This is a genomic window from Hymenobacter sp. IS2118, assembly GCF_000715495.1.
Taxonomy (GTDB): domain Bacteria; phylum Bacteroidota; class Bacteroidia; order Cytophagales; family Hymenobacteraceae; genus Hymenobacter.
The window spans coordinates 1-19,305 of record NZ_JNLX01000124.1 but is presented as its reverse complement, the minus strand read 5'-3'; the positions used below and the strand labels follow the sequence as shown (position 1 = coordinate 19,305).

At 63.0% G+C, this 19,305-nt stretch carries 17 protein-coding genes; 3 read left to right on the top strand and 14 right to left on the bottom strand.

What is annotated here, in order from left to right:
* Positions 1-58 precede the first annotated feature (58 nt).
* The 6 genes from GM79_RS10515 to GM79_RS10490 all read right to left on the bottom strand — a co-directional run bounded on the left by GM79_RS10515 (position 59) and on the right by GM79_RS10490 (position 8,681).
* Positions 59-1,498, bottom strand: coding sequence for an efflux transporter outer membrane subunit (locus GM79_RS10515; protein WP_035563389.1), 1,440 nt, complete (start codon positions 1,496-1,498; stop codon positions 59-61).
* A gap of 63 nt (positions 1,499-1,561) precedes the next feature.
* A complete protein-coding gene (locus GM79_RS10510) occupies positions 1,562-4,741 on the bottom strand; it encodes an efflux RND transporter permease subunit (RefSeq protein WP_035563386.1) in 3,180 nt (1,059 codons plus the stop codon).
* Between the two features lie 108 nt (positions 4,742-4,849).
* On the bottom strand, positions 4,850-6,016 hold the full coding sequence (locus tag GM79_RS10505) for an efflux RND transporter periplasmic adaptor subunit (protein WP_081867678.1): 1,167 nt from the start codon (positions 6,014-6,016) through the stop codon (positions 4,850-4,852).
* Positions 6,013-6,303, bottom strand: a complete 291-nt coding sequence (locus tag GM79_RS10500; protein WP_035563383.1) for a hypothetical protein — start codon at positions 6,301-6,303, stop codon at positions 6,013-6,015. Before GM79_RS10500 ends, GM79_RS10505 begins: the two co-directional genes overlap by 4 nt.
* Positions 6,304-6,422: 119 nt before the next feature.
* Complete coding sequence (locus tag GM79_RS10495) at positions 6,423-7,805, bottom strand: sensor histidine kinase (protein ID WP_035563381.1); 1,383 nt, start codon at positions 7,803-7,805, stop codon at positions 6,423-6,425.
* A gap of 201 nt (positions 7,806-8,006) precedes the next feature.
* Positions 8,007-8,681: a response regulator transcription factor gene (locus tag GM79_RS10490; protein ID WP_035563378.1), complete on the bottom strand. Its 675-nt coding sequence runs from the start codon at positions 8,679-8,681 to the stop codon at positions 8,007-8,009.
* A 169-nt stretch (positions 8,682-8,850) separates the two neighbouring features.
* Between GM79_RS10490 and GM79_RS10485 the strand changes: the two genes are divergently transcribed.
* Positions 8,851-9,438, top strand: a complete 588-nt coding sequence (locus GM79_RS10485; protein WP_035563376.1) for a phospholipid scramblase-related protein — start codon at positions 8,851-8,853, stop codon at positions 9,436-9,438.
* 50 nt (positions 9,439-9,488) lie between these two features.
* Positions 9,489-10,403, top strand: coding sequence for a DUF72 domain-containing protein (locus tag GM79_RS10480; RefSeq protein WP_035563373.1), 915 nt, complete (start codon positions 9,489-9,491; stop codon positions 10,401-10,403).
* A 196-nt stretch (positions 10,404-10,599) separates the two neighbouring features.
* Here the strand turns inward: GM79_RS10480 and GM79_RS10475 are convergent, their stop codons facing one another.
* The 5 genes from GM79_RS10475 to GM79_RS10455 all read right to left on the bottom strand — a co-directional run bounded on the left by GM79_RS10475 (position 10,600) and on the right by GM79_RS10455 (position 14,056).
* Entirely contained in the window at positions 10,600-11,196 is a 597-nt protein-coding gene (locus GM79_RS10475) for an arylesterase (protein ID WP_035563409.1), read from the bottom strand.
* A gap of 63 nt (positions 11,197-11,259) precedes the next feature.
* Entirely contained in the window at positions 11,260-11,562 is a 303-nt protein-coding gene (locus GM79_RS10470; RefSeq protein WP_035563370.1) for a DUF4286 family protein, read from the bottom strand.
* Positions 11,563-11,706: 144 nt separating this feature from the next.
* Positions 11,707-12,153, bottom strand: coding sequence for a DUF6526 family protein (locus tag GM79_RS10465; RefSeq protein WP_035563368.1), 447 nt, complete (start codon positions 12,151-12,153; stop codon positions 11,707-11,709).
* Between the two features lie 112 nt (positions 12,154-12,265).
* Positions 12,266-12,661: a hypothetical protein gene (locus GM79_RS10460; protein WP_035563365.1), complete on the bottom strand. Its 396-nt coding sequence runs from the start codon at positions 12,659-12,661 to the stop codon at positions 12,266-12,268.
* A 156-nt stretch (positions 12,662-12,817) separates the two neighbouring features.
* A complete protein-coding gene (locus tag GM79_RS10455; RefSeq protein WP_035563362.1) occupies positions 12,818-14,056 on the bottom strand; it encodes an MFS transporter in 1,239 nt (412 codons plus the stop codon).
* Between the two features lie 387 nt (positions 14,057-14,443).
* Here GM79_RS10455 and GM79_RS10450 point away from each other — a divergent pair, with 387 nt between their 5' ends.
* Complete coding sequence (locus GM79_RS10450) at positions 14,444-15,229, top strand: MBL fold metallo-hydrolase (RefSeq protein ID WP_035563359.1); 786 nt, start codon at positions 14,444-14,446, stop codon at positions 15,227-15,229.
* Between the two features lie 59 nt (positions 15,230-15,288).
* Here the strand turns inward: GM79_RS10450 and GM79_RS10445 are convergent, their stop codons facing one another.
* The 3 genes from GM79_RS10445 to GM79_RS10435 all read right to left on the bottom strand — a co-directional run.
* A complete protein-coding gene (locus GM79_RS10445) occupies positions 15,289-17,847 on the bottom strand; it encodes an erythromycin esterase family protein (protein WP_035563356.1) in 2,559 nt (852 codons plus the stop codon).
* Between the two features lie 105 nt (positions 17,848-17,952).
* Positions 17,953-18,597: an ATP-dependent Clp protease proteolytic subunit gene (locus tag GM79_RS10440; protein WP_051718749.1), complete on the bottom strand. Its 645-nt coding sequence runs from the start codon at positions 18,595-18,597 to the stop codon at positions 17,953-17,955.
* A 12-nt stretch (positions 18,598-18,609) separates the two neighbouring features.
* The coding region (locus GM79_RS10435) for an IS5 family transposase (protein ID WP_035561153.1) at positions 18,610-19,305 on the bottom strand (696 nt) is incomplete at its 5' end.

Below are 19,305 nucleotides of genomic sequence, written 5' to 3'. Positions count from 1 at the left end.
CTTTTCCTGCTTCCAGAAGCTCCGTCTCAAAGAGGCGGAGCTTTTTTTTCGCTGGCGCTTACTCCCAGCCGCCGCCCAGGGCCCGGTACAGGGCCACGCTTTGCAGCAGCTGCGTCTGGCGCGACTCGGCCAGGCTCAACTCGGCTTCCAGTACGCTGCGCTGGGCCGTAATTACTTCGAGGTAGGTGGCATAGCCGGCCACAAACAGCTCGTTGGCCGTAGCTACGGCGCGGGTGAGCAGCACTACTTCCTGCTGGCGGGCAGCGGCGGCGGCGCGGTGGTTTTCCAGTCCCCGCAAGCCGTTCACTACCTCCCGAAAGCCGGTTTGCAGGCTTTGCTGAAAGCGGTAGTACTGCTCAAAATTACCAGCCACGGCCAGGCGGTAGTCGGCCTTGAACTGGGCGCGGTTCAGTACCGGACCGGCCAGGCCGGCCAGGGCGCCATAAGCCAGCGAAGCCGGGTTGAACAGCGCCCCGGCCCGGAAGGAGTTGAAGCCTACGTAGGGCGTGAGGGTGAGCGAGGGCAGAAAGGCGGCGCGGGCGGCGTCCACGTCGGCGCGGGCGGCTTGTAATTCCAGCTCGGCCTGGCGCACGTCGGGGCGGCGCAGCAGGGCGGCGGCGGGCACCCCGGCCCCGAGGCGGGCGGGCAGCACCTGCTCGGCCAGCGGCAGCCCCCGCGTAATGGGTTGGGCGTAGCGCCCCAGCAGCTGGTTGAGGCCGGTTTCGGCTTCGGTTACGCGCTGGCGGGCTTCGTGGGCGAGGCTTTCGGTGCGCAGCACCTGGGCCCCAAACTGCTGCACGGCCAGCTCGGTGGCGCGGCCGGCTTGCTTCTGCACGCGCATCAGCTCCAGGGCTTTGCGCTGCAGCCCGCTGTTGCGGTCCAGCACGGCCAGCTGGTTATCAGCCGTGAGCAGCTCGTAGTAGAGGCGCGCCACCTCAGCCACCACGTTGGTTGTAACCAGGTGGCGGCCCGCCTCGGAGGCGAGCACGCGTAGGTAGGCGGCCTTGCGGCGGCTACGCAGCTTGCCCCAGAGGTCGATTTCCCAGGAGCTGCGCAGGCCCACGAAAAAGTCGGGGGTCACCGTTTCCGGAATGCGGCGCTGTCCGTCGATATTGGGCGAGAAGTTGGTGTCGTAGTTGCCCACGCCATTGAGGGTGTAGCGCCCGTAGCGGTCGGCCCCGGCCGAGCCCACAGCCGATACCGTGGGTAGCAGCGCCCCGCGCCGGGCCAGGTAGGTGGCGCGGGCACTTTCCACGCGTTGCAGCGCAATCTGCACGTCCAGGTTCTGGCGCAGGGCGGTATCGACGAGGGCGGCCAGGGCGGAGTCCTGGAAAAACTGCCGCCACGGCTGCCGGCCGGCGTTGAGCGTATCGGCATCGGCCGGGCGCGGAATGAAGTTGGCGGGCACGGCCGCATTGGCCGTGGGCTCGACGGGGGCGGCCACGCGGCAGCCGGTGGCCAGGAGTAGTGTGGTGAGAAAAAGAAGGGGAAAGCGCATTGGGGTAAGTAATTTGGGGTTGGGGCTGGGAGGTGAAGCGCATGCGGGGAGCAATGCCCCGCGTCACGCCACCAGCTCCCGGTCCCGCACGTTCGGCGCGGCGGCCGGCTCGTCGGCATCCAGGTTTTTCACCTTCTCAAAGGAGGCAAACAGCACGTAGAGGCCCGGAATGAGCACCATGCCGAACAGCGTGCCGATAAGCATGCCGCCCGCCGCCGCCGTGCCAATGGAGCGGCTGCCTAGCGCCCCGGCCCCGGTGGCAATCACCAGCGGAATGAGGCCGGCAATGAAGGCGAAAGACGTCATCAGAATGGGCCGCAGGCGCGACACAGCACCTTCGACGGCAGCGGCCAGTACGGTGGCCCCGGCCCGGCGCCGCTGCTCGGCAAACTCGATGATGAGAATGGCGTTTTTACCCAGCAAGCCCACCAGCATCACCAGCGCCACCTGGGCGTAGATGTTGTTTTCGAGGCCCAGGAGCTTGAGGCTGAGGAAGGCGCCGAAAATACCGGTGGGCAGGCTCAGCAGCACGGGTAGGGGCAGCAGCAGGCTTTCGTATTGTGCAGCCAGCAGCAGGTACACAAAAATGAGCACCACGCCGAAAACGTACAGGGCTTGGTCGCCGCTCAGGATTTGCTCGCGCGTCATGCCGCTCCATTCGTAGGAGTAGCCGCGGGGCAGGGCGGTAGCGGCCACTTTTTCGATGGCCGCAATGGCGTCGCCCGACGAGTAGCCGGGGGCGGCGTCGCCATTGAGCATGGCCGAGGTGTACATGTTGTAGCGCGTGAGCTGGTCGGGGCCGAACACGCGCTCCAGCTTCACGAAGGCGGAGAAGGGCACCATCTCGCCCCGGTTGTTTTTCACGTGCAGGGCCAGTAGGTCGTCGGGTCGGCCGCGGTATTCGGGGCCGGCCTGCACCATCACCTTGTACATCTGCCCGAAGCGGATGAAATTGCTGGCGTAGTAGCTGCCCATCAGGGTTTGCAGCGTGCTCATGGCCGCGTCGGTGGTCACGCCCTTTTTGGCGGCCATGTCCTGGTCCACATGAATCAGGTACTGAGGGAAGTTGGGGTCGAAGCTGGTGAAGGCCCCGGAAATGGCCGGGTCCTGGCGCAGGGCCGTGAGGAAGGTTTGCGACACGGCGGCGGTTTTTTGCAGGTCGCCGCTGCCCGACTTGTCCAGCAGGCGCAGCTCGAAGCCGCTGCTGTTGCCGAAGCCCGGCACCGTGGGCGGCGGCAAAAACTGAATGTCGGCGTCGGCAATGCCCTTGGTTTTGGCCTCCATCTCCTGAATAAAGGCCGCCACCGACTGCGTGCGCTCGTCCCAGGGCTTGAGGTTAATCATGCCCATGCCGTAGCTGGAACCGGCCACCTCGTTCACCAGGCTGTAGCCGGCCAGGGTCGAAACCGATTCCACGGGCTTCAGCTGGTTGGCAATGCGCTGCACCTGGGCCAGCACGGCTTCGGTGCGCTCCACGGTGGCGCCGGCGGGCGTGGTCACGTTCACGTACACCATGCCCTGGTCCTCGGTTGGGATAAAGCCCGAAGGCAGGATTTTATTCACGCCCCAGGTGCCCACGCAGAACACCGCCAGCGCGGCCAAAGTCACCACGCGCCGCCCGGCCACGGCTTGCAGCAGGCCCTGGTAGCGCCCGGCCACCGCATCGTAGCGCTTGTTGAAACCGGCAAAAAACCGGGCCAGCAACCCTTTTGGCTGCGTGCCCTCGGCCACCGGCGTGTGCTTAAGCATGATGGCGCACAGGGCTGGCGTCAAAGTCACGGCATTAATACCCGAGATGACGATGGAAATGGCCAGCGTGAGCGAAAACTGCCGGTAAAACACGCCCACTGGCCCATTCATGAAGGAAACCGGGATAAATACGGCCGACATCACCAGGGTAATGGCAATGAGCGAGGAGCTGATTTCGCCCATGGCCTCGAAGGTGGCGGTGCGGGCGTCCAAGTGCTTTTCCTGCATTTTGGCGTGCACGGCTTCCACCACCACAATGGCGTTATCGACCACGATGCCAATGGCCAGCACCAGCGCAAAAAGCGTGAGCAGGTTGATGGAGAAGCCCAGCATTTGCATAAAGGCCAGCGTGCCGATGAGGGCCACCGGCACGGCCAGCGCCGGAATGAGCGTGGAGCGCCAGTCCTGCAAAAACAGGTATACAATCACGAAAACCAGCAAAAACGCCTCCAGCAGCGTCACCAGTACTTCGTGAATGCTCGCGTCGAGAAAGCGCGATACGTCGTAGGCAATGCTGTATTTCATGCCGGGCGGGAAGCTCGTGGCCTGCAATTCGGCCATGCGGGTTTTCACGCCCGCAATCACCTCCGAGGCGTTGGAGCCGGGGCGCTGCTTGAGCATAATGGCCGCCGAGGGCTTGCCATCGGTCTTCGACGACATGCCGTAGGTGAGCGAGCCAAATTCCACGTTGGCCACCTCGCGCAGGCGCAGCACCGAGCCGTCGGCGTTGGCCCGCACCACGATGTTGCGGTACTGGTCGGGCTCGAACAGCTTGCCGGTGTAGCGCAGCACGTACTGCATAGACTTGGCCGTGCCCGCGCCCGAGCTTTCGCCCGATTTGCCGGGCGCCGCCTCCACGTTCTGGGCCCGAATGGCGGCAATTACTTCTTCGGTGCCCACCTCGTAGGCCGCCATGCGGTCGGGCTTCAGCCAGACCCGCATGGAGTACTCGCGCGAACCCATAATCTCGGCAAAGCCTACGCCATTGATGCGCTTGAGTTCCTGCAATACGTTGATGTCGGCGAAGTTGTAGATGAATTTCTCGCCCGCTGCCTCGTCATCGCTCGTGATGTTGAGGTAGAGCAGCATGGAATTAACTTCCTTCTCGGTCGTCACGCCGGCCTTGATAACTTCCTCGGGCAGCTCGTCGAGAATGGTCGTCACGCGGTTCTGCACGCCCACGGCGGCCAGGTCGGGGTCGGTGCCCACCTCAAAAAACACCGTAATCAGCGTCACGCCGTTGTTCGAGCTCACCGAGTTCATATAAGTCATGCCCGGCACGCCGTTGATGGCGCGTTCCAGCGGCGTGGCCACGGCTTTGGCGCATACTTCGGCATTGGCGCCGGTGTACTTGGCCGTTACCGTGACGGAAGGCGGCACAATGTCGGGAAACTGCGTGATGGGCAGCGTGACCAAAGCCAGCCCGCCCAGCAGCACCAAAAACACCGAAATAACCAGCGACAAAATCGGCCGGCGAATGAAGATATTGAACATGGGGTTTTTAGCTCTTAGCTAATAGCTGTCAGCTGTTAGCTTTTTTTAAATGGAAGCGGCGGCGGCGGCAGAAGCGGCCGCCGCCCGCGGGAGGCTAATAGCTGACAGCTAGTGGCTAACAGCTAATAAGGAATCCAGCTGCACCGGGCGGGGCGTGATTTTCTGGCCGTCTTTCAGGCCGGCCACGCCTTCGTACACCACCTGGTCGCCGGCTTGCAGGCCCTCTTTCACCACGTAGAAATTGCCGGTGCGGGTTTGGGGCTTGAAGCTGCGCATGTGCACCGCGCCGGCCTGGTCCACCACGTACACGTAGTTCTGGTCCTGAATCTCGAACACCGATTTTTGGGGCAGCAGCAGGGCCGAGGGTAGGGTGTTGGTGAGCCGGATGCGGCCCGACGCGCCGTGCTTGAGCATGCGCTTGGGGTTGGCAAAGCGCGCCCGGAAGGCCAGCGAGCCGGTGTTGGGGTTGAACTCGCTCTCGGTGGTTTCGATGTGGCCCATCTGCGGGTAGGCCGAGCCGTCGGCCAGCGTGAGGCGCACCGAGTCGGAGTGGCGCTCGGGGTGCTTCTGCCGGGCCTTCACGTACTGCAAATACTCGCTTTCGCCCACATTGAAGTAGGCGTACACCTCGTGCAAATCCGAGACGGTGGTCAGCAGCGTGCCTTCCTCCACCACGCTGCCCATCTTGAGCGGAATCCGGTCGATAACGCCGTCGAAGGGCGCCCGCACCAGCGTGTAGCTCAGGCTGAGGCGGGCGGCGGCCTCGCCGGCGCGGGCATCGGCTACGCGGGCATCAGCATCCTTCACCTTGCTCGCCACCAGGGCCAGCTCGGTTTTGGCGATGATATTTTTCTGCACCAGTAGCCGCACGCGCTCCAGCTCCACGCGGGTTGCGCTGGCCTGGGCCCGGGCACTGGCTACGGCCGCCCGGGCCTGGCTCAGCCTGTTCTGGAAGGCGCTGGCATTCAGCCGGAACAAGGGCTGGCCCTTTTTCACCGGCCGGCCCTCATCCACAAAAATCTGCTCCAGAAAGCCCGCCACCTGGGCGCGCACTTCCACGTTGCGCACCGCCTGAACGTCGGCCACATAGTCGTGAAACAAGTCCTGCTCTGAGACTTTGAGCGTGACCACCGGCAGCACATCCGGCGCGTCGGTTTTACCGGGGTTTTTGCCATCGGCCGAGCAGCCGCTCAGTGCCGCGGCCAGGGCCAGCGCGCTCAGCGGCAGGAACCGGGAAAAGAAAGTTGGGCGGGGTTGCAAACGAAACAGGCTCATTGGGTGGAAGTAAAAGCAGCGCGGGACTCGGGCGTGGGAACGGGAACGGTGGCAGCCTGCCGGGCCAGCAGGCTGTCCTGACGCTGCTGCTGGTCCTGGCATTGCAGCAGCAGCCGCTGGGCCAGGTGCAGCTCAGCAGTGGTAAAAGCCAGCTCGTTGTGGTCGTCGTCGGGCATCGCCTCGGCCTGGGTGCGTAGCAGCAGCACGTTCAGCCCAAAAGAGAGCAGCAGTGCCCCGCCCAGCAGCAGGGCCGGCAGATTGAAAGACCGGAAAAAAGAACGCAGCATCGCAGTCGGGGCGCAGCACGCCAGAGTGGAACGTGCAGCAAAGAACCTGTCCCGACTTAAGAACGAGATGAGAAGCGTGTGAGAAAAGATGAGAAAGCCCGTCCAGGCCGCCGATTCAGCTACAGCGGCGCGGCCGGCAGCCACACCGTGGCCGTGGTGCCCTGGCCCGGCAGCGAAGCCAGCGCCAGCCGGCCACCGTGGCGCTGAATGATGCGCTGTGTCAGGGGCAGGCCCAGGCCGTAGCCGGGGCGGCTTAGCGCATTAGCGGTGCGGTAGAGGGGCTCAAAAATGTGCCCCAACTCCTCGGGCGACAGGCCGGGGCCATCGTCGGCCACGGCCACGCGCAGGGTTTGGGCATCGGCGTAGGCTACGTCCAGGCGCACCGGGCCGCCGGAGTACTTGCCGGCATTGTCGAGCAGGTTGAACAGAGCCGTGGTCAGCAGCTCGGCGTTGCCGGACACGGTAAACAGGTCAGCTTCGGTTTCCGGGGGCAGGGCCTGGAAGGCCAGCCGCCACTCGCGGTCGGGGTATTTGGCCCGTGCCAGCTCCAGGGCCTGGTTCAGGCATTCGTCGAGGCGCACGGGCGCAAAGGCCGGCAACGCCCCGTCTACTTTCGCCAGGCTCAGCAGGCCGTTGGTGAGGGCACCAAGGCGGCGGGCGGCGGCCAGACTTTCGGCCATGCTCTGGCGGGCCGCGGGCAAGGTGGCGTCATATTCCAGGGCTGTTTCCAGGGTGCCGACGAGGCCGGTGAGGGGCGTGCGTAGCTCGTGCGAGGCGTGCGACAAGAAGCTGCGTTGCGCTTCAAAAGCCTGTTCCAACCCGCCCAGCATGGTATTGAACGTTTGGGCCAGCTGGGCCAGCTCGTCGCGCCCATTGCCTTCGGACAGCCGGCGGCCCAGATTGGCCGCCGAAATGCGCTCGGCCTGCCGGCTGATGCGGGTGACGGGCCGCAGCGCCGCTCCGGCAAAAAACCACCCGGCCGCAATGGTCAGCAGCAGGGCGCCCACATTGGCCAGCAGCAGCAGCAGGCCCAGCTGCTGCTGCTGCCGCTGCCCCACCCGGTCCTCGGCCGATACCACGATGCGGTAATAGTTGGCCTTTGCTTCCTGCGGAAATGCCAGCCCGATGGTTTCGCGGCGGCCCTCGGCCGCGTAGCGCACCTGCTGGCCCGGCCCAATGTCGGCCAACCGGGCCAGGTTAATCGATTGGTTGATGTGGTCGGCGCTGCTGTAGCGCAGGGCATTGTCGGGCCCGTAGATGCTGATTTCCTCGCCGGGCAGCGTGAGCAGGTCGCCCCGGTGCAGGCTGCCCAGTCGGCCGGTTTCGAGCTTATGGGTGCTCACCAGCAGGCGGCCGGCCAGCGTGGCGCTGTTGGCCAGCCGGTGCTCGAACCGCTGGGACCGCGTGTTGGCGCTGAAATAGTACACAAACCCCGAAAGCCCCAGCTGAATGCCCAGCACCAGTAGGGTAAAGCGTAGCATCAGTTTGTGGCGAATCAGCATTCTATAGGGTAGGAGGGTTTTTGGGGGTAGGAGGGTAGGAGGGTTTGGGGGTAGGAGGGTAGGAGGGTTTGGGGGTAGGAGGGTTTGGGGGGAAGAGGGTAGGAATTTTTAGGCAAATATTCTCCTGCCCAAGAAACTCCTACCCTCCTACCCCCAAACCCTCCTACCCTAAAAACCCAAACCCTCCTACCCTAACAACCCTCACTCCGCCCGCATTACGTAGCCCATGCCCACTACGGTGTGGATGAGCTTGGGCGTGAAATTGCGGTCAATTTTCTTGCGCAGGTAGCCGATGTATACGTCGATGATGTTGGTGGTGGTGTCGAAATCCACTTCCCACACCCGCTCGGCAATGTCCACGCGCGACACGATGCGGCCCTGGTTGAGCAGCAGGTGTTCGAGCAGCGAGTACTCGCGGGTGGTGAGGTCGATGCGCTGCCCGGCGCGGGTCACAATCTTGGCGTCCAGGTTCAGCTCCAAATCGGCGAGGCGCAGCTGGTGGGGAGTGCTGGTTTCGGCGTAGCGCTTGGTGAGGGCTCGCACCCGCAGCAGCAGCTCGCGAAAGGCAAAGGGTTTCACGAGGTAGTCGTCGGCCCCGGCCGCGAAGCCGGCTTCCTTGTCGGCCAGGCTGTCGAGGGCCGTGAGCAGCAGGACGGGCACCCGCTGCTGCCCCCCCCGAATGAGCTGGCACAGCGCCACGCCGTCGAGGTAGGGCAGGTTCACGTCCAGAATCACCATGTCGTAGGGCTGCCGCTGGTAGAGCGACCAGCCCGCGCGGCCGTCGTAGGCCACGGTCAGTTCGTAGCCCTCGTGCTCAAAGCCTTTCTTCACAAACGAAGCCACCTGCGGGTCGTCTTCTACTAGTAATACTTTCATGTTTGAAGTCAGGTGATGCGGGCTGCCCCGTTGGGCGCGAAGACGCAGCCAACGGGACTGCCGGAGCGAAATTTACGAGGGCCGCCGCAGCTGAACCTATTCGGCCCGGCCCCGTGGCCCTGAACAGCGCTATACTTGTAGCTTACTCACCACAGTAGCGCATTCTCAGATGAACCCCATTCTTACTAAAAATCAATTTCTGGTTAAAGAGCACGTCGGCATGTTCAAAGCGGCCAACAGCTACGACATTCTGGACCTGGAATCGCAGCAGCCGCTGCTGGAGTGCCGGGAGCCCAATCTGGGCTTTTTCACAAAAATGTTCCGGTTCACGAAGTACAAAACCCAAACCCCATTCGATATTGAGGTGCGGGATGGGGTGGGGCAGGAAGTGCTGCGCCTCACGCGGGGTATCTCATTTTTTCGCTCCACGGTGCAGGTATTTGATAGTCGCCAGGCGCTGGTGGGCTCGTTTCGGCAGCACCTGCTGAGCCTGGGCGGCAAGCTCGACGTGCTCGACACCAACGAGCAAGTAATCTGCTCGGTAGAAGGCAAAATAATCAGCTTCGACTACCGGTTTCTGCGCGACGGTGAACAGATTGCACTGGTAACTAAAAAGTGGATGGGCCTGGGCAAGGAGCTGTTTACGTCGGCCGACAACTACGTCATCAGCATCGAGCCCACTGTGCCGGCCACCGACCCCATTCGGGCCATGATTGTGGCGGCGGCCCTGTGCATCGACATGGTATTTGCGGAGTAAGGAGCGAATAAGAATTCGGCGGGCGGGCGGAGCGGCCCTACCTTTGCGGCATGGATTTCGGCCGCCTGCCCGACTTGCGCTACGTTGATTTTCGGCTGCCGCCCGACCACCCCGAAACGGCCCGGGTGCTGGCGCGGGCCCGCGCTACCCAGCCCGCCCCGGCCGGCCTGCGCGTGGGCTGCCCCATCTGGACCAACAAGGAATGGCTGGGTACTTACTTTCCGGCCGGCATCAAGGAACCCGACTACCTGCACTACTACGCGCAGCAGTTCAACAGCATCGAGCTGAATACCACGCACTACCGCATTCCCGACGCGGGCACGGTGCGCCGCTGGCGCGCGGCCGTGGGGCCCGGTTTTAAGTTTTGCCCCAAGCTGCCGCGCAGCATCAGCCACGAGCGGGAGCTGTTTCAGGCCGATGACCTGGTGGTGCCCATGGCCCGCGCCTACGAAAGCCTGGGCGAAAACCTGGGCTGGGCTTTTTTGCAGCTACCGCCGCACTTTGGCCCCGAGCACCTGCCGCGCCTGGAGCGCTTCCTGCTCGATTTCCCCGAAACCGTGCCGCTGGCCGTGGAGCTGCGCCACCCCCGCTGGTTTGCCGACCGGGTGCTGGCCGACGCCGTGTTTGCCACTTTCGAAGCGCTGAATAAAACGCTGGTGATAACCGACGTGGCCGGTCGGCGCGACGTGCTGCCCCTGCGCCTGACCACGCCCGTGGCCTTCATCCGCTTCAACGGCCACGGCCTGCACAGCACCGACTATCAGCGCGCCGATGCCTGGGCCGAGCGTCTGGCCGCCTGGGTGGCGCAGGGCATCCACGAAATCTATTTCTTCATTCACCAGAAAGATGTGCGCCACGCCCCCATCCTCGCCACCTACTTCCTGGACAAAATGCGCGCGCTGACGGGTATCGCCGTGCCGCCACCCTTCATCATCCCTCAGCCGGTGCAGGGAAGTTTGTTTTAGCTGTTAGCTGTTAGCTGTTAGCTGTTAGCGCAAACGTAACCGTATTTTCCCGTATGTTATGCCGAGCGCAGCCGAGGCATCTCGCTCGCTTCGTTGAGCGGGGCGAGCGAGATGCCTCGGCTGCGCTCGGCATGACCAAATTGAACACGGTTGCTTTTGCTCGACTACTTAACCCATTGGCTGCGCCAAAATCTATTCAATTGCCGGAATGCGGTACGGCTGCCAGCAGCGGCCCCAGAATTTGCCATACGTTTTCGGCCAGAATTTGCTGGCCAGCTGCGTTGGGATGCACGCCATCGGCGAGGTTGAGTTCGCGGCGGCCGAGCACGCCTTGCAGCAGGAAGGGCACGAAGGGCAGGCCGTTGCTATCGGCCAACGTGCGGAACAGGGCCTTGAACTCGGTAGCGTAATGGGCCAGGCGGTGGCCGCCCAGCGGGCCCAGGTCGAAGGGGAACTCCAGGCCGGCCAGCACAATTTGTGCGGCCGGAAACTGGCGACGCACCGCGTCGATGATGAATTGGAGGTTGTGGGAGGTTTCGCGCACTGCGATGCTCCGAATGCCGTCGTTGGCACCCAGGGCCAGCACGAAAACATCGACGGCGTGCCGGGCCAGTACCGTGGCCAGACGCTGCCGCCCGCCGGCGCTGGTTTCGCCGCTCACCCCGTAGTTATAGGCCTTGTAAGGAAGCGTCTGCCCGTCGACCCGGCGCTGAATGAGGGCGGGAAAGCTGGCGGCCGCCGGCAAGCCGTGGCCGGCGGTGAGGCTGTCGCCGAAGAAGATAATATTTTTCATAGAGTGCTTTTTCAACAGCACCAGGGCCGTTTTCGTGCCCCGTCGGGCCCGTAAAAACGGGTCCTATTCCAGCACTTCCAGCACGGTGCGGAAGGAGGCGTACTTGCCGGCGAAATGCTTCTCCATGTCGGCGCGCAGGGCAGGCGCGCAGATGGTCTGGTACTCTTCCAGCTGCTCCAGGCTAAGGCAATAATACTGAGCAGCATAGGTGATGCCGTCTTCTTCCTCGTTGAGCAGCCGGCAGAGCTGGCTTTTGATGAAAAACCCGGTTTCCATTACCTCGGGCATGTGGGTGGTGCGCATGTAGTCGAGCCATTGGTCGGCCACGGTGGGCTCAATGCTGCTGGTGACGTTGTAGAGAATCATATGAGAGTGACTGAGTGAGAGAGTAACTGAGTGGGGGAGTGGCTGAGTGACTGAGTGGACTGAGTGACTGAGTAAGGGAAGTCTACATTGAGAAGTCACTCAGTTATTCCGCTACTCAGTCACTCCGCCACTCAGTCACGCTTCTCAGACGCGCATGGCATCGAACTGGAAATCGGTGATGCGGGCCTGAATGTCCTTGGACGAAAGCTTGTCGGCGGCGGCGGCTTGGGCCAGGGCGGGCAGTTCAGCGTCGCCGGCCAGGCGCAGGCTGAGAATCTGGCTGAGGCTGAGCTGCGCTTCGAGCGGGGCAAAGCGCTGGCCGCTCACCTCGAAATACCGCTGGCGTACTTCGAGCCGGCAAATGCGGTCCTGCAACTGCAGGGCGTAATGCTGGCGCAGCATCAGGAGCACGCCGAAACCGATAACCGCCAGGGCCGCCACGCTAAACCAGAGCCGCGCAATCTGGTCGTCGTCGCCGGCCACTTTAGTGTAGCGTAAAATGGTGTAGCCGGCCATGAGCAGGGCCAGCGGTAGCAGCACAAAATGGTGCCACGGGTAAAACATCATGGTGTTTTTAGTAGGCTTAGCCATAGAAATCAGGGGGTTAGAAGAGGGCGTGAAAGCAGGCGCGGTGGGCCAAAAAAGCAATAAAAAACTCCGACCAGGGCCGGAGTTTTTTGTAAACGCTAACGAGCGGGATTCGTTACTTCATGGCTTTGGCGCGCTTCTTTTCGGCTTTGGCCTGGTCGCGGGCGGCTTTTTCCAGCTTCTTGGCTTCCTTGGCCTGGGTGCGCTGTTCCTTAAGCTGCTGCTTCTGCGCTTTTTCCTGCTGGCGCTGCTCCTTGAGCTGCTTTTTCAGGTCTTTTTGCTGGTTGTTGGTATCGTTGAGCTGGTTGCGGCTGTCACGCACGGCCTGGTCGCTGCTGCTGGTTTGGCTTTTCTGCTGCTCGTAGGCAGCCTTGGCCTCGTCGGCACGCATACGTTGCTGCTCGGCCGTGAGGGGCACGGTGGAAGGGTCGGTGGATAGGGGAGTGGTTTGGGCCTGGGCCGCGAAGGACGTGGCAGCCATAATGGCCAGAAAACCAATGAGTCTTTTCATGGGAAGGGTTGGGTTAACCCGTTAAGTGTAGGCCGTGTACGTTGCGCTTTCAGCAAGGTTTTCAGAGGGTTTTGCTTTTACAGGACTTACGCATGGTTGTTTCTCGCGGAGGTTCGTGGAGGTAAAGCGCGGAGGCCCGCAGAGGTCCGGCAATGGCTATTCCTCCACGTAGTCCAGGTCTTTGCCGTAGCTCTCGGGCAGGGTGCTCACGGCCCAGAAGGCCACGGCCAGCGACACCCCGCCCAGAATGGCCGCGCCGGGCACAAAACCCAGCTGCCCGCTCAGGTATTTGAAGGCCGGCACCAGCAGCACCACCGAGCCGCGGGCGAAATTGGGCGCCGTGGTAGCTACCGTGGCCCGCAGGTTGGTACCGAACTGCTCGGCCGCCACCGTCACAAACAGCGCCCAGAACCCCACCGAAACGCCCAGCACGAAGCACACGGCGTAGAAAACCGTGGGCGTAGCGCCTTCGATGGCAAATAAATAAACCGCCACCATGCCGGCGCAAAAGGCCAGAAACACCAGCAGCGCCTTGTTGCGCGAGTGCCACAGCTGGCTAAGCGCCCCGCTGATAAAATCGCCGAACACCAGCCCAAAATAGCACCAGAACACTGCCAGCCCGGCCGTGACCTCGCCCGTGAGGCCCAACACGCGCCCGAACTCCGGCGCCAGCGTGACGAGAATGCCCACTACAAACCACAGCGGCACGCCAATGAGCAGCACGCGCAGGTACTTGCCGAAGCGGGCGCGGTTAGTGAACAAGGCCAGAAAGTTGCCGCGCACCACATCCGTTTGGGCCTGCACCTGCTGGAACATGCCCGACTCGAACACGCTCACGCGCAGCAGCAGCAGCGCCAGGCCCAGTCCGCCGCCCACGAAATAGGCATTGCGCCAGCCCAGCGCCTCGCCTACCCAGTAGCCCAGCATGGCGCCGCTCACGCCCACGGTGGCCACTATCATGGTGCCGTAGCCGCGCTTTTCTTTGGGCAGGCTTTCGCTCACCAGCGTGATGCCCGCGCCCAGCTCGCCGGCCAGCCCGATGCCGGCAATGAGCCGCAGCCAGGCGTACTGCTCTACCGAAGTCACGAAGCCGTTGGCCAGGTTGGCCAGCGAATACATTAGAATCGAGCCGAAGAGCACCGACAGCCGCCCGCGCTTATCGCCCAATATGCCCCACAGGATGCCGCCGACCAGCATGCCACCCATCTGCATGTTTATCAGGAACAAGCCCTGGTTCGTGACCTCGGCCGCATCGGTAATGCCCAGCTCTTTGAGGCTCTGAACCCGCACGATGCTGAAGAGAATCAGGTCGTAGATATCGACAAAATAGCCTAGCGCGGCTACGATGACGGCGGCGGAAAAAACGGAGGCTTTCGTGGTGGGAGCGGCTTGCATGGCGAAATGTAGCGCGGGCCCGGCAAATGGCGCCCAACCCAGCGTGCCACCGGCCCGTGGCTGCCGGCCCGGACGCGGCCCTGAACTTGTGCCGGGCGGGCGTGTTATGGTCCCGGTTTTTGGCAGCAGCTGCTTCAACAAGGGCACGCTACGGGGAAATCCGATAGATAATAGACTTGTTCCTAAATACAAAAAAAAGTATAAAAAATACAAAAAAAAGTATAAAATCGACGGTCATGCTGAGCTTGCCGAAGCATCTCTACCGCTTCGTTGAGTCGATTGGATTAGTTGCGCGGTAGAGATGCTTCGGCTGCGCTCAGCATGACTCGCTTTTTTCATTTCTGCTTATTCGGGAACAAGTCTAATTACTTAACAGGTATAAAACCGATGAAATCCACCCTTCTTCTCGCGGCCACGCTGGCTGCTTTCACCATTTCGGCCCAGGCCCAGACCCAGCACGCCACTCCGCTGCGTGCTGCCGCCGACCAGATTGCTACCAAAAAAGGCCCGCTCACGGTGCAGCCCATCACGCACGGCAGCGTGGTGCTGACGTGGAACGGCAAAACCATTTATGTGGACCCCTACGGCGGCGCGGCGGGCTACGCCGGCCTGGCCGCCCCCGACGTCATCCTCATCACCGACATTCACGGCGACCACCTGGACCCCAAAACCCTGGCCAGCCTCGCCGTGGGCAAGGCCCTGATGCTGGTGCCCCAGGCCGTGGCCGACAAGCTGCCGGCCGAGTACCGGGCCCAGGCCCGCGTTATCAGCAACGGCCAGAAGCTTGATACTTTGGGGATGAAGGTTTCGGCCATTGCCATGTACAACCTGCCCGAAGCGCCCGACGCGCCGCACACCAAAGGCCGGGGCAACGGCTACGTGCTGGAACTGGGCGGCAAAAAAGTGTACCTGTCCGGCGACACCGAAGACGTGGCCGAAATGCGCGCCCTCAAAGGCATCGACGTGGCGTTTGTGTGCATGAACCTGCCCTACACCATGGACGCACCGCAGGCCGCCCAGGGCGTGCTGGCCTTCAAGCCGGGCATCGTGTACCCTTATCACTACCGCGGCCAAAACGGCCTGAGCGACGTGGACGGCTTCAAGAAAACCGTGAACGCGGCGAACAAGAAAATCGACGTTCGGCTGCGCAACTGGTACCCGGCCGCCGAGTAGGCGCCCGGTCCCGACGGGCAACCAAGCCCAAACTAAGCCACGCGCGAGCGCCGGCCTGCTTAGCGGGCCGGCGCTTTCATTTGCGGGGTGACCGCCGCGCCGTCGGGGCGCTGGTGGGTGCGCCAGAACTCCTCGTGAAACGGCCGGCCCTTGAGCAGCATGGTGGCGGCGGGCGGACGCTCGGGCAGCACCTCCACGCCGGTGGTGCGGATGTTGGCAAACTGTAGGCTTTGCACCGAAAGCTTCTCCATGCGCCGGCCGGTGGCCAGGTCCCGGTGCCTTTCAATCCAGGTTTGGATGCTGCGGTCGAGGAAGTACGGGCCGCCGGGCTGCGGCTGCTGGTAGGTCATGCTCTGGCGGATGCGGTAGTCGTCGTGCAGGTGGTGCCACCTGCTGGCCACCGTGCCGCCGCGGGCAAAGTACTTGCGCGTCATTTCGTTAAGCAGCACCGTGTCGCGCTGCCACTCCACGTCGCAGCGCGTCACGGCATAGTCGGCGCGGTTGATGTAGAGCTTGCCCGAGTAGCCTTGGTCGAAATAGTCGCCCGTGGTGCGGCGGTTTTTCTTTTTGGCCACGAAGTCAATCACCAGCGTTTCGCGGCCCTGGTCCTGGATGACGGACGCCAGCGAGTACGTGTACTTTTTCAGGGTGCGGGCCTGAAAAATCGGGTTCTGGTCCACCAAATCCACGAAGTTGGCGAAGTAGGCGGAATGGGCAAAATGGTAGTCGCCCCAGTCGCCGCTGCGGTTGGGCTCCTTGTTCCATTTCACTTCCTCCAGCCGCGAGGCGCCGCTGCCCACCGAGCGGTAGCCCTGGGCATCGTAAAAGGTGCTGAAATACTCCACGTCGTAGAGCAGCGAGTCGAAGTTGGTAGATGAGGCGCGGGCGTACACGTCGGCGTTGTAGTCCCGCTGCGTGTAGTTCTGAGGCAGCTGTTTAATGACGCGGGCCATGATTTTGCGCGGGTCCAGGCTTTCGCCCTTTACCGTTACTTCGGCCAGCGCGTAGGCCTGCGGGGGCAGCAGTACCGTGAGGTAGGACTGCGTACCCACGGCCAGCGCCTGCTGGCCAAACCCCAGGCAAGTAGCCACCAGCGAATCGGGCCCGGCCGGCCGGGGCAACTCAAATTCGCCCTTGATGTTGGTGGTGAGGCCCACGCCCTGCCGCTGCAAATACACGCTGGCAAAGGGCACCGCCGCTCTGGTTTTCTCATCGAGCACCACGCCGCGCAGCTGGCCGGCAGCCGGGCCCGAGCCAGCGGCCCGCACCGTGAGGCGGCGTTGGGCGTCGCCGGCAAGGGTGCCGCTGCTGGTTTTGGCCAGTCGTAGCGAGTCGCGGAGCGTGGGCGGCAGGTCCTGCTCGGCGTATTCGGGCGGGCGCACGGTTTTCAGAAACAGCAGCCCGTCGAGCACCTGCGTCCAGTTGCCGGCCAGGGGCTGGTACTCAAACAGGCTGGCGGTAACGTTGGCCAGGGCCGGCTGCCGCATGGGCACGAACAGGTACTCCGGGCCCACGGCGTCCAGCTGCGCTTCCAGGCTGCCGGGGGCGGGCGTGGGCACGGGCTTGCGCGGGCCGTGTACATTGCCATAGATGCCGCCGGCCGTAGCCGTACCCAACAAGTACACCTGCCCGGCGGGCAAAGCCGCTTTCACCAACGAGCCCATCGGACGAAAATCCTGCAATTCATCATTTTGCAGGCCCTTTAAAGGTCCAGCGAAGTGGCCGGTGGCGCCCCAGCAAATCACTTTTTCGGTGGGGTGCTGGCGCAGGTACCAGAGCAGGTTGTCAGCCATCAGCTGGTCGCGCACGTTGCTGTCCGAGGCTTTGAAACCTTCGGGACCTTTAGCGCCGGGGTCGTTGCGGGCGTAATCGCGGGCCAGGGCGTTGAGGCTGGCCAGGGTTTGCAGCCAGAATTCGGCCCGGCTCCGGCGGCCCGGCTCGGCGGTGGCCACCTGGCGCAGCTGCTTGGTGGCCTTGCCGATGGCCAGGTTGAACAGCGCGTACTGGTGCGTGGGCGGAAACGTGTAGTAGCGTCCCATTGCGTCAATAACTTCCTCCAGATAGTCGAAGGGCACTGCCTCCGATTGCTTGCTGCCCAGAAAGGCCTGCAGGTCTTCCATCATTTCCTCGCCGTACTCGCCGCTCAGCTGCGGGTCGAAACCGGCCACTTTTAGTTGGCCCTTGCCCACCAGCGCTGTCAGCGGCTGAAACTCGCGGCTGTGCGTCCAGATGGGAAACAGGCTTTTGTTGAGGCAAGTGGCGGGATTCTGGCCGGCTTCGATGTCCTGCTGCGCCCGCGCCACTTCGTAGAAACCGCTCTCGAACGCCACGGTGCCAAAGCCCTGCTGCCGCAAAAAGCGCACGAGCCGCGTTTTAGCCTCAAACACGTTGCCCTCGCCGTGCGTGGGCTCGCCCAGAAACACCACCCGCGCCGCGCCAATCTCCTGTTTCAAAAACGCCAAATCGGCCAGGTCCGGGTCGGCCGGGGCTATGGTTCTGACCGGATGATAGGTGAGGCCGTCGGCCGTTCGCAGCGCCTGCGCGGTAGCGTTCAATAGGGGCAGGGTCAGTCCGAAAAAAAGGAGCAGGAACAGGCGGTGATAAGACAGAAGACGCATTAAGTGAACGGGCGGGTTTTGCAGTGGAACAGTTCCGTAAAGCTAAGTGCAAAACCAACGTTGGTGCAGCCAAAAGGGCGTAATGGCGTTTGATAAACCTGCCTCTCAGGTCGCCGCCGGGCGCGTGAGTACCTCGTCAATCAGCCCGTACTCCTTCGCTTCGTCGGCCCGCATCCAGTTGTCGCGGTCCGAATCGTTGTGGATTTGCTGGTAGGTTTTGCCGGTGCGCTCCGCGTAAATCTGATACAGTTCCTGGCGGAGCTTTACCACTTCGCGGGCCGTGATTTCAATGTCGGCCGAAGGGCCCTGCACGCCGCCCGAGGGCTGATGAATCATGACGCGGGCGTGGGGCAGGGCCGAGCGTTTGCCCAGGGCGCCGCCGCAGAGCAGGAAAGCGCCCATCGAGGCGGCGAGGCCGGTGCAGATGGTGGCCACGTCGGGTTGCACATACTGCATGGTGTCGAAAATGCCCAGGCCGGCGTACACCCCACCGCCCGGCGAGTTGATGTAGAGCAGAATGTCCTTGCGGGCGTCGGCCGATTCCAGAAACAGCAGCTGAGCGTTGATGATGTTGGCAATGGGGTCGTCCACGGCCTGGCCCAGGAAAATAATGCGGTCCATAATCAAGCGCGAAAACACGTCGATTTCGGCGAAGCGCGTGGGCCGCTCCTCAATCACGGAGCGCGTCATGCCGGTGAAGTTATGGCGGGCAATGCCCTCGACGTGGTTCAGGTATTGGTCAACCCGCAGGCCGTTAAGAGCCTATCCGAAAAATAGGAGGGAGTGTCGCCAGACGGTGTTTGCGCAAGCCAGGTGGAGGAGGGCTTCGTAGTTGGCGACTTTCTTTTCCCAGCGGATGAGCAGGCGGCGGAAACGGTGGAACCAGGCGTGGGTGCGCTCGACGACCCAGCGACGGGCGCGGTAGCCGGGGGTGCGGCATTTGTCGGCTTCCTCTCCCCGGCTCAGGATGTGCACCCGGTAGCCCCACTGGGCCAGTAGGCGCCGAATGGCCTCGGCGTCGTAGCCCTTGTCGGCGCAGAAACCGGGGGCGAAATCGCCTTCGGCCGGTGGGGGCAGCACGGGCATCGAATCGAGTACGGCCTGTACTTGCGTCACTTCGTGGACGTTGGCTCCGGTCACGGCCACGCCGACGGGCAAGCCCTGAGCCTCGGTCAGCACGTGGCGTTTGACGCCGCCCTTGCCCCGGTCCGTCGGGTTGGGGCCGACGGCCTCGCCGCCAAGCGGGGCCTTGGTCTGGCAGGCATCCAGACACTGCCAGTCCCAATCCAGGCGGCCTTCGGCCTGTAACTGCACCAAGCCGCTGGTCCAAAGCCGCTTAAAAACGCCAGCCTGGGCCCACTGCTGGAACCGGTCATGGACCGTGGAGGTTGCCCCCAAGCACCGCGGCAAGGCCTTCCACTGCATCCCCGTAACCAAAATATAGTAGATGGCAAAAAA